Annotated in this window: 15 protein-coding genes; 4 read left to right on the plus strand and 11 right to left on the minus strand. The window is 62.0% G+C overall.

All coding sequences use genetic code 11. The features are described 5' to 3' along the window. The first annotated feature begins 9 nt into the window (after positions 1 to 9). On the plus strand, positions 10 to 909 hold the full coding sequence (locus tag AC13Q5_RS12770) for an EamA family transporter (protein ID WP_488501882.1): 900 nt from the start codon (positions 10 to 12) through the stop codon (positions 907 to 909). An 80-nt stretch (positions 910 to 989) separates the two neighbouring features. On the opposite strand, the gene leuC is transcribed toward AC13Q5_RS12770, so the two are convergent. The 4 genes from leuC to AC13Q5_RS12790 form a co-directional block, all read right to left on the minus strand. After that, positions 990 to 2,399 carry a 3-isopropylmalate dehydratase large subunit gene (gene leuC / locus AC13Q5_RS12775; protein WP_488501883.1) on the minus strand — a complete coding sequence of 470 codons (1,410 nt, stop codon included), beginning with the start codon at positions 2,397 to 2,399 and terminating at the stop codon, positions 990 to 992. A gap of 70 nt (positions 2,400 to 2,469) precedes the next feature. After that, a complete protein-coding gene (locus AC13Q5_RS12780) occupies positions 2,470 to 2,592 on the minus strand; it encodes a hypothetical protein (protein ID WP_280117190.1) in 123 nt (40 codons plus the stop codon). Positions 2,593 to 2,741: 149 nt separating this feature from the next. After that, entirely contained in the window at positions 2,742 to 3,620 is an 879-nt protein-coding gene (locus tag AC13Q5_RS12785; RefSeq protein WP_488501884.1) for an amino acid ABC transporter permease, read from the minus strand. 34 nt (positions 3,621 to 3,654) lie between these two features. Beyond that, positions 3,655 to 4,452, minus strand: coding sequence for a transporter substrate-binding domain-containing protein (locus tag AC13Q5_RS12790; RefSeq protein ID WP_488501885.1), 798 nt, complete (start codon positions 4,450 to 4,452; stop codon positions 3,655 to 3,657). Here AC13Q5_RS12790 and AC13Q5_RS12795 point away from each other — a divergent pair. Then, entirely contained in the window at positions 4,451 to 4,609 is a 159-nt protein-coding gene (locus AC13Q5_RS12795; RefSeq protein ID WP_488501886.1) for a hypothetical protein, read from the plus strand. The two genes, AC13Q5_RS12790 and AC13Q5_RS12795, sit on opposite strands and share 2 nt — an antisense overlap. Positions 4,610 to 4,666: 57 nt before the next feature. On the opposite strand, the gene rplS is transcribed toward AC13Q5_RS12795, so the two are convergent. The 6 genes from rplS to ffh all read right to left on the minus strand — a co-directional run bounded on the left by rplS (position 4,667) and on the right by ffh (position 9,283). Beyond that, positions 4,667 to 5,209, minus strand: a complete 543-nt coding sequence (gene rplS, locus AC13Q5_RS12800; RefSeq protein WP_075853612.1) for a 50S ribosomal protein L19 — start codon at positions 5,207 to 5,209, stop codon at positions 4,667 to 4,669. Between the two features lie 265 nt (positions 5,210 to 5,474). Beyond that, complete coding sequence (gene trmD, locus AC13Q5_RS12805) at positions 5,475 to 6,176, minus strand: tRNA (guanosine(37)-N1)-methyltransferase TrmD (RefSeq protein WP_488501887.1); 702 nt, start codon at positions 6,174 to 6,176, stop codon at positions 5,475 to 5,477. Positions 6,177 to 6,200: 24 nt separating this feature from the next. Further along, on the minus strand, positions 6,201 to 6,785 hold the full coding sequence (gene rimM, locus AC13Q5_RS12810; RefSeq protein WP_488501888.1) for a ribosome maturation factor RimM: 585 nt from the start codon (positions 6,783 to 6,785) through the stop codon (positions 6,201 to 6,203). Between the two features lie 122 nt (positions 6,786 to 6,907). After that, positions 6,908 to 7,267: a 30S ribosomal protein S16 gene (gene rpsP / locus AC13Q5_RS12815; protein WP_075853615.1), complete on the minus strand. Its 360-nt coding sequence runs from the start codon at positions 7,265 to 7,267 to the stop codon at positions 6,908 to 6,910. 126 nt (positions 7,268 to 7,393) lie between these two features. Further along, positions 7,394 to 7,696 carry a chorismate mutase gene (locus AC13Q5_RS12820; RefSeq protein ID WP_015341476.1) on the minus strand — a complete coding sequence of 101 codons (303 nt, stop codon included), beginning with the start codon at positions 7,694 to 7,696 and terminating at the stop codon, positions 7,394 to 7,396. A gap of 18 nt (positions 7,697 to 7,714) precedes the next feature. Further along, entirely contained in the window at positions 7,715 to 9,283 is a 1,569-nt protein-coding gene (gene ffh / locus AC13Q5_RS12825; protein ID WP_488501889.1) for a signal recognition particle protein, read from the minus strand. Positions 9,284 to 9,660: 377 nt separating this feature from the next. Here ffh and AC13Q5_RS12830 point away from each other — a divergent pair, with 377 nt between their 5' ends. Further along, positions 9,661 to 10,650, plus strand: a complete 990-nt coding sequence (locus AC13Q5_RS12830) for a hypothetical protein (protein ID WP_488501890.1) — start codon at positions 9,661 to 9,663, stop codon at positions 10,648 to 10,650. Continuing rightward, positions 10,647 to 11,663: an MBL fold metallo-hydrolase gene (locus tag AC13Q5_RS12835; protein ID WP_488501891.1), complete on the plus strand. Its 1,017-nt coding sequence runs from the start codon at positions 10,647 to 10,649 to the stop codon at positions 11,661 to 11,663. The genes AC13Q5_RS12830 and AC13Q5_RS12835 overlap by 4 nt, the downstream gene beginning before the upstream one ends. Positions 11,664 to 11,734: 71 nt before the next feature. Here the strand turns inward: AC13Q5_RS12835 and AC13Q5_RS12840 are convergent, their stop codons facing one another. Beyond that, on the minus strand, positions 11,735 to 12,178 hold the full coding sequence (locus tag AC13Q5_RS12840) for an SRPBCC family protein (protein ID WP_457880684.1): 444 nt from the start codon (positions 12,176 to 12,178) through the stop codon (positions 11,735 to 11,737). Positions 12,179 to 12,301: the final 123 nt, after the last annotated feature.

Raw genomic sequence — 12,301 nt, forward strand, 5'->3', positions numbered from 1 at the left:
ACCAAGGCCATGAATCGCAATTTCGATTTGATGCTGACAGCCATCGCGCCGGCGATCTGGGGCAGCACCTATCTGGTAACGACGCAGCTGCTGCCGGCCGGTTACCCCCTCACGGTCGCCATGCTGCGTGCCTTGCCGGCGGGGCTGCTATTGCTCGTCATCGTGCGCCGGTTGCCGCATGGAATATGGTGGCTGAAGTCGCTGGTTCTCGGCGCGCTGAACTTTTCCATCTTCTGGTGGCTGTTGTTTATTTCGGCCTATCGGTTGCCGGGCGGTGTTGCCGCGACCGTCGGTGCCGTCCAGCCGTTGATCGTCATCGTGCTGGCGCGATTGCTGCTGGGATCGCCGATCCGCAGCCTTTCGATCGTGGCCGCCATCGCCGGCATCGGCGGTGTCGCGCTGCTGATCCTGACGCCGAATGCGACGCTCGATCCGATCGGCATTGTCGCCGGTATTGCCGGCGCCTTCTCCATGGCGGCGGGAACCGTGCTCAGCCGCCGCTGGCGGCCCGATGTCTCGCCGCTGACCTTTACGGCATGGCAGTTGACGGCAGGTGGCGTGCTTTTGCTGCCGGTCGCGCTGCTGCTGGAGCCGCCGCTGCCGCATCTGACCGGCGCAAATATTCTCGGCTTTACCTATCTCGGGCTGATCGGCGCGGCGCTCACCTATATCCTCTGGTTCCGAGGCCTGTCGCGGCTCGAGCCCTCGGTGGTTTCGCCGCTCGGCTTCCTCAGCCCAACGACGGCCGTGATCCTCGGTTGGGCCATGCTCGGCCAGCAGTTGAGTGCGATGCAGATGTTCGGCATCGTGATCGTGCTCGGCAGCGTCTGGCTCAGCCAGCGGGCGCAGCAAGCGCCGCAGGCGGGGAACGCCACAGCTGGCAGCCAGCCAGTTGTATCGAAACGATAGGTCCTGCGGTTCGGTACCGCTTCTAAAAAGAAAAAGGGCGGCCATCGGGCCGCCCTTTGTCATTCATGTCTTCGAGCGGATCAGTTCCACTCGCGGATATCGACGAAGTGACCGGCGATTGCGGCGGCGGCGGCCATGGCCGGCGAAACCAGATGCGTGCGGCCCTTGAAGCCCTGGCGGCCTTCGAAGTTGCGGTTCGAGGTCGAAGCGCAGCGCTCGCCCGGCTTCAGGCGGTCGTCGTTCATGGCGAGGCACATGGAACAGCCAGGCTCGCGCCAATCGAAACCGGCAGCCTTGAAGATCTTGTCGAGGCCTTCGGCTTCCGCCTGTTCCTTCACGAGGCCGGAGCCCGGAACGATCATGGCATCGACCGTGGAAGCCACCGTCTTGCCTTCGACGACCTTGGCGACGGCGCGGAGATCCTCGATGCGGCCATTGGTGCAGGAGCCGATGAAGACGCGATCGACGTTGATCTCGGTCATCGGCGTACCCGGCTTCAAGCCCATATAGTCAAGCGCGCGCCACTTGGAGGTGCGCTTGGTCTCGTCCTGGATTTCGTCCGGGTTCGGGACGACGCCCTGAACGGAGATGACGTCTTCCGGTGAGGAGCCCCAGGAAACGATCGGCGGCAGGCTTGCCGCGTCGAGCTTGACGATGCGGTCGTAATGCGCGCCTTCGTCTGATGTCAGCGTCTTCCAATAGGCGATGGCCTGTTCCAACGCTTCGCCCTTCGGCGCGCGCGGCTTGCCCTTGATGTATTCGAAGGTGATCTCATCCGGAGCGATCAGGCCGGCGCGGGCGCCGCCTTCGATGGACATGTTGCAGATGGTCATGCGGCCTTCCATCGACAGCGAGCGAATGGCTTCGCCTGCGTATTCGATGACGTAGCCGGTGCCGCCGGCCGTGCCGATTTCGCCGATGATGGCGAGGATGATGTCCTTGGCGGTGACGCCCGGCGGCAGCTGGCCGTCGACCTGCACCAGCATATTTTTGGCCTTCTTCTGGATCAGCGTCTGCGTGGCGAGCACATGCTCGACCTCAGAGGTGCCGATGCCATGGGCGAGCGAGCCGAAGGCGCCGTGAGTCGAGGTATGGCTGTCGCCGCAGACGATCGTCATGCCGGGCAGGGTGAAGCCCTGCTCGGGGCCGATGATGTGAACGATGCCCTGACGCTTGTCGTTTTCGGAGTAATATTCCACGCCGAATTCGGCGGCGTTCTTGGCGAGCTGCTCGACCTGGATGCGGCTTTCCTCGTTCTTGATGCCGAGGTGGCGATCCGGCGAGGTCGGAACGTTATGGTCGACGACAGCCAGCGTCTTCTGCGGCGCGTGAACCTTGCGACCGCTCATGCGCAGGCCTTCGAAAGCCTGCGGCGAGGTCACCTCGTGAACGAGATGGCGGTCGATATAGAGAAGACAGGTGCCGTCGTCCTGGGCGTCGACCAGATGGTCATCCCAGATTTTGTCGTACAGTGTGCGTGGAGCGCTCATGGCTACAGATCCATATTGGCATTGTCGAAGATAGGGATTGACGGATCAGGACCGCCGGCCTCGGGTGTGATCAGCGAAGTCGGCTGTTGAGCGCGCCCGAAATCATCGCAAAGAAACGTGCCGGCAGGCGCTTGTGGTCCTGCAGCACGAAAGCCGTGACGTAACGTCCGTCCTTGCTCATGATCTTACTCATGGCCATGCTCATATCAATTTTCAAAACCTTCGGCAATGGTGACGATAGGCTGTATCGGTACGGTCGGCGCTGTTGCGCTTTTAATCTGCTGCATAATTTTATCCTTAAATCGATCCCGATTTAAGGAATCATGCAGTAGGCCACACCGATCACATTTGCGCGCCCGGCGGCTGGCCTGCCGCCATGCGGGGGAAGGCGGAGCGGTCACTGCCGGAGCGGCGGCGCATCCAGGCTTCGAGCTGCCGCAGCAGCAGCGACAGGCCGACTGTCAGCAGCAGGTAGATGAAGGCGAGGATCGACAGCGTCTCGAAGTAGCGGAAATTGGCCGAGTAATAGAGCTTTGCAAGCTGGCTGATATCGGCGACGCCGAGTACGGAGACCAGCGAGCTATCCTTCACCATGGCGATGAAATCGTTCGACAGCGGCGGCAGGATGACGCGGATCGCCTGAGGGAAGACGACAAGCCGAAAGCGCTGGAAGCGGCTGAGGCCGAGCGCCTTTGCCGCTTCGATCTGACCCTGGTCGACCGCCTGGATGCCGGCGCGGAAAATTTCGGCGATAAAGGACGAATAGGCGATGGTCAGCGCGATGATGGTGCGCCAGACGAAGGGCACGTCGCGGGTGACGAGTGGACTTGTCCAGCCGGCGGAGACCAGCGGGGATGTAACGAAGTTATAGACGGCCACGAAGGCCGGCGTGCCGACGAAGGCAATGTAGGAAAGCAGCACCAGCATCGGAATGCCGCGCACGATCTCGATATAGAAACGCGCAAGCTGCCGCAGCACGAGCACATCCGACAGGCCGAGCAACGCAAGCCCCAGACCAAGCAGTATCGCAAGCGTAAAGGCCACCAGCGTCACGAAGATCGTGACGCCGATGCCGTTCAATAGAAGAGAAAAGATCTGCGTGTAGAGGCCGTTCGCCGCGATTGCGAAGGAGGCGGCGACGCCGAGGATGGCAAGGGCGACCAACCACCAGGGGAAATCATCCTTGCCGCGGTGCCCGCCCGGGCCTGCCAAAGGTGCCATCAGAGCGGGCTTCCGATATATCGATCTTCAGAGTTCATTGGCCCATCTTGTAGTCGAGGAACCACTTCTTGTTGAGCGCCTCGAAGGTGCCGTCGGCCTTGAGGCTGGCGATCGCGGCATTGACCGGGGCGACGAGATCGGAGCCCTTCTGGAAGATGAAGCCGAAATCCTCGGTGCCGAGCGGGCCGCCGGTGAGCTTCAGGCCGCCGTTCGAGGCATCGACATAGCCCTTGCCGGCTGTGCCGTCGGTCAGCACCATGTCGACGTCGCCGGTCTTCAGCGCCTGCACGGTGGCGCCGAAGGTTTCGAAGGTCTTGATGCGCGGGTTCTGCTCGTTGCCGTCGAGAACCGAGTATACGGCGGTGTAGAAGGGGGTCGTGCCCGGCTGCGCGCCGATCAGGCCGTCCTTGAAGGCGGCGAAGCTTTTGGCGTCGGTGAAGCGCTTCTCGTCGCCGCGCACCAGCATGAACTGTTCGGAGCGCATGTAGGGATCGGAGAAATCGACCTTCTGCTTGCGGTCATCCTTGATGGTGATGCCGGTCATGCCGATGTTGTACTGTCCTTCGGAAACGGCCTGGATCATCGCATCCCAGCTGGTGTTCTGGTATTCGACCTTGAAGTTCAGTCGCTTGGCGATCTCGTTCATGGCGTCATATTCCCAGCCGATCGCCTTGTTCGTCTTCGGATCGATAAACTGCAGCGGCGGATAGGCATTCTCGGTGACGACGATAACGGTCTTGCCGTTGAGGTTCGGAAGGTCGGCCGCGAAGGCGGCGAAAGGTGCAAGCACAAGGGCGCCGAGGCCCAGAAGAAACGAACGACGGAATGCCATGGAAATCTCCCCGATTAGCGTGGCGGAAAACTGTCATATTTGGAAAGCTCATGGCAAGGCCATTGCCAGGGGCGCAATCACGAAAAATGGAAAAGCAGCTCTAAAACTGGCGATTGGCGGAGAAATTTCCGCCTGCCACGCCGCCGGGCGGCGATAGTAAAAAAAGGCGACCCGGAGGCCGCCTTTCATTGTCGCGATCCGTATGGATCGAAACTTATTCTGCTGCCGGCTCGGCTGCTGCGGCTGCAGCAGCTTCTGCAGCTGCCTTTGCTTCTGCGGCTTCTGCAGCTGCCTTCTCGGCTGCGAGCGCCTGAGCGGCTGCAACCTTCTCGGCTTCGATGCGTGCCTTTTCATCGGCCAGAGCCTGACGCTCGGCGTCGTTGAGCTTGCGGGCGCGGGTGCCGGTGTTCTCGACGATACGGGCAGCCTTACCGCGCAGGTCGCGCAGGTAGTAGAGCTTGGCGCGACGGACCTTACCGCGGCGAACGACTTCGACGCTTTCGATCATCGGGGAGTAAACCGGGAATACGCGCTCGACGCCTTCGCCGTAGGAGATCTTGCGAACCGTGAAGTTTTCCTGCAGGCCGCCGCCGGAGCGGGCGATGCAAACGCCTTCATAGGCCTGAACGCGGGTACGGTTGCCTTCCGTGACCTTCACGTTGACGCGAACGGTGTCGCCAGCGGAAAATTCGGGAAGCGTGCGCTTGGCTTCGATCTTGGCAGCCTGTTCGGCTTCCAACTGCTGAATGATGTTCATAGTATCAACCTCGTTGTTGCTTCAACAGCCAGAGCGCCCTGAACGATCTCTATCCCTGGTCGGACCTTCAAGGTCTCGCCTCGGATATATGCCTGTTACGGCAGGGGCGGATACGTCTGCTTTTCTTTGGTGGTTGATGGGAGTTTTCCCATGCCGGCCGCGCACATATCCTATTGTCACGCGTTTGTCACCCCTTGGCGGGGAATTAAGTGGCGTTTATTGCCGGTTTGGCGGTCTGTTCGAATGGATATCGCTCATCCAGCCATCACCGCAGCTGTTTCGTCGGCGGCTCGTCCAGCAAATCCGGTCGGCGCTCTCGCGTCAGCTGCTCGGCCTGCTCTTTCTGCCATTTGGCGATTGCCGCGTGGTTGCCCGAGGTGAGGATGGCCGGGATCTCGCGGCCCTCCCAGATCTGCGGGCGGGTATAATGCGGATGCTCGAGCAGCCCGCTTTCGAAGCTTTCGTGCAGGCCGGAAAGGTCGTTGCCCATGACGCCGGGCAGGATGCGGACGATGGCGTCGAGCAGTATCAGGGCAGCCGGCTCGCCGCCCGAGAGGATATAGTCGCCGATCGAGACTTCCTCGAGGTCGCGGCCGTCAATGACGCGCTGGTCGACGCCTTCGAAGCGGCCGCAGACGATGATGACGCCATCGCCGCTTGCGAGCTCGCGCACACGCTTCTGCGTCAGCGGCTTGCCGCGCGGGCTCATCAACAGTCGCGGGCGGTGATCGTTTTCACTGGCGTAGTCGATCGCGCGGGCAAGCACATCGGGCTTCAACACCATGCCGGCGCCGCCGCCAGCCGGCGTGTCGTCGACGGTGCGGTGCTTGTCGGTCGTGAAATCGCGGATCTGCACTGTATCCAGCGACCATTGCCCTCGTTCCATCGCCTTGCCGGCGAGCGAGCTGCCGAGATGACCGGGAAACATCTCGGGATAAAGCGTCAATATGGTCGCCCGGAAACTCATGGTGCGGTCACTTCCCAATGAGGATCACTTCTTCTTCGGCTTGCCCTGCGGCTTCTCGGGCTTTTCCGGTTTGCCGATCAGGTCATCGGGGCCGTCGATCAGGCCGGCGGCCAGCGGGTCGATCAGGATCTTGCCGCCCTCGAGGTCGATTTCGAGCACGGCAGCCTCGGAAAAGGGGATCAGAACAGGGCGCTTGCCGGGGCCTTTCAGCTCCAGCAGATCGCCGGCGCCGAAATCATAGACGCCGCTGACCGTGCCGTAGCCGGTGCCCTTGTCATCGACGGCTTCCAGCCCTTCGAGGTCGGTGTAGAAGAATTCGTCGTCGTCGAGTTCGTCGTCCGGCAGGTTGTCGCGCTCGATATAGAGTTCCAGCCCGTTCAACGCTTCGGCGGCGTTGCGGTCATTGACGCCGCGAAAGCGCACCACCACAACGTTCTTGGCCTCGCGGATTTCCAGCACCTCGAAGCTGCGGCCGTCCATGCTGTGCAGGTGGCCGTAGTCGCCGAGCGCGGTCGGATCGGAGGTATAGGCGCGGGCGCGCACCTCGCCTCTCAGGCCCTGTGCCGCGCCGATGGTCGCCATCAATACCGGGTTTTGCAGTTTCGTCATGGTCTCTTCGCCGATTGCCGGGATTAATTGCGTTCTCTCATAGGCTGAACGCCAGCCGATGGGAAACAAAAAACGGGCGGCATGTTGCCATGCCGCCCGCTTTCGACAGTCACAAGGACCGATTATTCAGAAGCAGCAGCGGCGTCAGCAGCCTTCTGTGCCTTCTCGGCAGCGCGTTCCTGAGCGCGCTTGCCCGGCTTTGCCTTTTCCGGGTTGTTCTTGGCTTCGCGCTTTGCGAGGCCGGCTTCGTTGAGGAAGCGCAGAACGCGGTCGGTCGGCTGGGCGCCGTGGTCGAGCCAATGCTTGATGCGGTCAGCCTTGAGTTCAACGCGCTTGGCGTCGTCCTTGGCAAGCATCGGATTCCAGGAGCCGAGGGTCTCCAGGAAACGGCCGTCGCGCGGCGAGCGGGCGTCGGCTACGACAACGTGGTAGTACGGGCGCTTCTTGGAGCCACCGCGGGCGAGACGAATTTTCAATGCCATGTTAATTCTCCTTAGGCTTTTCTTGACCGCTTCGTTGTGCGGCATGGTTACGTCGCGCTGCTTTTCTCTTGCTGCGTGATCCCTGTCGAAAACGTCCTGCGTCTCTGGGATCATGCGGCCGGGGGGTTACCCTTTGAAATCCGCAGCGATCTGTTCATGATGCCGGATGACTTCCTTGATAACGAAGTTCAGGAACTTCTCGGCGAAATCCGGGTCCAGATTTGCGTCCTTTGCCAGGCGGCGCAGGCGCTCGATCTGAAATTCTTCGCGCGCCGGGTCGGCCGGCGGCAGGTCGTATTTGGCTTTCAGCACGCCCACTTCCTTTGTGCAGCGGAAGCGCTCGGCCAGCATGTGCACCAGTGCGGCATCGATATTGTCGATCGACTGGCGGTAGTTGCCCAATTGGGCCTTGATGTCTGGATCAATCATGGGGGTCAACGATCCTTCTCACTTCTTCTTCGGCAAACCGGGGAGACCAGGGAAACCACCGCCGAGGCCGGGCAGCTTGGCGCCGCCCAGACCCGGCAGACCACCGCCGCCACCGAGGCCCGGCAGGCCGCCGGGACGACCGAGGCCGGCGGCTTCGGCCTGCTTCTGCAAGGCTTCGAGCTGCTTGGGGTCCATGTTCGACAGGTCAGGCATGCCGCCCATGCCGCCGCCGAGGCCCATCTTGCCGGCAAGGCCGCCCATCAGCTGCTTCATCATGCCGCCTTTGCCCTTGCCGCCCATCATCTTCATCATGTCCGCCATCTGGCGGTGCATCTTCAGAAGCTTGTTGATGTCGGAGGCGTCGGTGCCGGAGCCGGCGGCGATGCGCTTCTTGCGGGAATGCTTCAAGAGATCGGGATTGGCGCGCTCTGCCTTGGTCATCGAGGAGATGATGGCGATCTGGCGCTTAAACAGGCGGTCGTCGAGGCCGGCGGCGGCCATCTTGTCCTTCATGCCGGACATGCCGGGCATCAGGCCCATGATGCCGCCCATGCCGCCCATCTTCTGCATCTGGCCGAGCTGGTCGGCGAGATCGTTCAGATCGAATTTGCCCTTGGCCATCTTGGCGGCCATGGCGGCGGCCTTTTCGGCGTCGATGTTTTCGGCCGCCTTCTCGACGAGCGAGACGATGTCGCCCATGCCGAGGATACGGTCGGCGATACGGCGGGGATGGAATTCCTCCAGCTCGCCCATCTTTTCGCCGACGCCGATCAGCTTGATCGGCTTGCCGGTTACGGCGCGCATCGAAAGGGCGGCACCGCCACGGCCGTCGCCGTCCATACGGGTGAGCACGAGGCCGGTGATGCCGACGCGCTCATCGAAATTGCGGGCGAGATTGACGGCGTCCTGACCGGTCAAGCTATCGGCGACCAGAAGGATTTCGTGCGGATTGGACTTCTTCTTGATGTCCGCCATCTCGACCATGAGCGGCTCGTCGATATGCGTACGGCCGGCGGTGTCAAGGATGACGATGTCGTGGCCGCCGAGCTTGGCAGCCTGCACCGCGCGTGCGGCAATATCGGTCGGCGACTGGCCTGATATGACCGGCAGCGTGTCGATGCCCGTCTGCACGCCGAGCTGGCGCAACTGCTCCTGCGCGGCCGGGCGGCGCGTGTCGAGCGAGGCCATCAGGACCTTCTTGCGGTCGCGGCTCGTCAGGCGGTTGGCGATCTTGGCGGTTGTGGTCGTCTTACCGGAGCCCTGCAGGCCGACCATCATGACGACGACGGGGGCCGGCGCATTGAGATCGATGCCAACACCTTCGCCGCCGAGCATCTCGATCAGCTCGTCATGGACGATCTTGACGACCATCTGGCCGGGCTTGATCGACTTCAGGATTTCGGCGCCGACGGCCTTTTCGCGGACGCGGTCGGTAAAGGAGCGAACGACATCCAGTGCCACGTCGGCTTCGAGCAGCGCGCGGCGAACCTCGCGGAGTGCCGCGGAAACATCAGCTTCCGAAAGCGCGCCGCGGCCTGTCAGTCCATTCAGAATGGAACCAAGACGGTCCTGGAGGTTTTCAAACATCAATTCTTCCTTATCGATCGCCTGGGATTTGGATTTGGCGCGATTTGCGCGGTTCCTCGCCCGAAAACGTCGTGCTTTTCCATGACGAAAACAAGACGCAAAGCCAAAAAGCACCCGAGGGCGCATCGCGCTGTCGGGTGTTGACCTCCGGGATCTCTTTATACCTTAGTGGGTCCCGGTCGGTGGCTCGGAGGCTTGTGCTCGTCGCAGATTGCGGGCGATAAACAGGAAAAGGCCGGCAAAGTCAACCCAAGGCGGCCGAAATGCCTGAAATGCACGGTTGAGATCGCCATATCCATGTCGATTTGACCGTACCACCGTCCTTCAATTGTTGTATCGATCCCTCGCCGTCAAGTGATTCCCCGAGACCTTTCCGAATGAATGATGCAGCCCTGACCGATCTTATCGCCGCCTGTCGCGCTTACGCCGGCGGGCGGGTCGATGCCCGTTTCAACGAGGCGGCGCAAGCCTTCTACGCGGGCGCCAATGTTCAGCCAAAGATCGTGGCGCGGGCGGCGCGTGAGCTTAGCCGCCTGCCGCCGCCGGGTGCCGCCGTTCTTGCCAACATGCTCGGCACCATCGTCGAAAAGGGCGGCGCCGTGCAGCGCAGCGGTCCGGCCGTATGGGAGCTTTATCTGGCATGGCTGCCGCAGATCCATCGTGGCTTTGCCGGGCGTAAAGAGCTGAGCCCGCGGCAGAGGCAGCTCCTGGATGCCTTCCAGTTGCTCAGCCAGTCGGCGGTTTCGCATCTTTCCGCCATGCCGCAAGAGCGCGCGCTTGCCGCCGGCAACAAGGCGCTGATGACGCAGCTTGCCGAGCTACAGGATTATACGCCGGGCGCCGCCTGGGTCCGCCAGGTGCTCCTGAGCCGCAGCGACGACCTGCTGGTGCTGCATCTGCCGAGCCGCCAGGGCTTTCGGCTGCGCTATGAGAATATCGTCAACGGCTTTCATCTCTTCACGCTCATCCAGGCGGCGTTCGGCCAGCGGCTTCCCGGCGGTCGTGCACCCAACCGATTCATCGTCGACATGGCGCGCTGCGTGACCGTGGCCGAAGAGGGCAATGACGAGCCGTGGTGGCGTTATCAGACGGTGCAGCCGGATACGCCAGACCTTGTCGAGATTTCCGGCGAGGCCTCCGTCGAGACGATTTCCCGCATCGATGGCCGGCAGATCATCCTGCTTTCGCCTCCAGTCGAAGGCGCGGCGCTGTGGGATACGAGCTTCTTCACGCCGCAGCTCTTCGCCATGCCGGCGAATGTCGTGCTTGAGGATGCGCTGACGGCTTCCGAGGTCGAAGAATGGTTCGCCAAGGCCGGCCTGCCGTCCGGCGAGGCGACGGATGTGGAAGGGGCGGAGAAGGCATGACCAGCTCATCCGGTTCGGCCAAGAAGAATCCCTATTATCAAGGTCCCGTTTCCGATCACTTCGATGGTCAGCGCTTCTTCAATCCCGGTGGCGTCGAGCCGGGCGGGGCCTTCGATCTCCTGCGCTGGCAGCTCGGTGGCGGTCGGGTGCGCTGGCCCAATCCCGTCATCAGCGCCTTTCCGCCGGCCAAGCCCGACAGACATGTGTTCGGCGAGCAGATGCGGGTCACCATGGTCGGGCACGCATCGATGCTGGTGCAGATTGCCGGGCTGAACATCCTGACCGATCCGGTCTGGTCGGAGCGGGTGAGCCCTTTTCGATCCGTCGGACCGAAGCGCGTGGTGCCGCCCGGCATCCGCTTCGAGGACCTGCCGCATATCGACCTCGTGCTGGTGACGCATAATCACTACGACCACCTCGATCTCGCAACGGTTGTCCGCCTGCAGCAGGCGCACCGGCCGAAAATCCTCACGCCGCTCGGCAACGACACGATCATCCGCCGCGCCGTTCCCGACGCCGATATCACCGTAGTCGACTGGGGTGACCGCATCGCTTTCAGGGCTGGGGTGACCATCGATGTCGAGCCCTGCCATCACTGGTCGGCGCGGGGCATGGGCGACAGGCGCATGGCGCTCTGGGCGGCCTTCGTACTGACAACGCCGGCGGGCAAGATCTACCATGTCGGCGACACCGGCTTTCACGGCGGCGTCAATTATGAGGCGGCCGCCAGCAAGCATGGTGGTTTCCGCCTCGCGATCCTGCCTTTCGGCGCCTACGAGCCTCGCTGGTTCATGAAGGGGCAGCACCAGAATCCGGAAGAAGCGGTGAAGGGCATGAAGCTCTGCAAGGCCGCCTATGTCGCCGGCCATCACTTCGCGACCTTCCAGCTGACGGATGAGGGCATCGATGCGCCAGTTCACGCGCTGGATGCTGCGCTGAAGGCGGAGGGCGTGGAGCCGGATCGCTTTCGTCCGCTCCGGGCAGGGGAAGTTTTTGACGTGCCTGTTGGCTGAATCTGTCGTTCAGGCCGAAAGCCCCTTCTCCCCGGGGGGAGAGGGGGCTGAATCTTGAAAGTCTTGACGACTTACTGGTTGATCTCTGGCTCGACGAGCTTTGCGAGATTGATCAGCGATTCCTGCCAGCCAAGATAGCAGGCCTCCGGCGGAATGACATCGGGCACGCCGGCCTGGGTGATGTTGACTTCGGTTCCGACGAGGACCTTCTTCAACGTCACGGTCACTTCCATTTCGCCCGGTAGGTTCGGGTCGTCGAACTTGTCGGTATAACGCACCAGCTCGCCCGGGATCAGCTCACGGAAATCGCCGCCGAAAGCATGGCTTTCGCCCGTCGTGAAGTTGCGGAACGACATTCTGAACGTGCCGCCGACGCTCGGTTCCAGATGATGCACGGTGCAGGCAAAGCCGTTCGGCGGCAGCCACTTGGCAAGCGCATCCGCTTCGATGAATGCGCGATAGACCTTTTCCGGGCTGGTGGCGAGGACGCGGTGCAGGCGTATGGTATTCGGCATTGTCAAAATCCTTCTGGTTTGACGGAGTGGACGAGCCTAGGACGTGCGGAGTTTCGGCAATCCGACACGGCGAATGATTTTTTTGAAGATAGGTCGGCGTCCGACGATTCCTATGAAGCAGAG

The organism is Martinezella sp. CNPSo 3964, assembly GCF_057784375.1.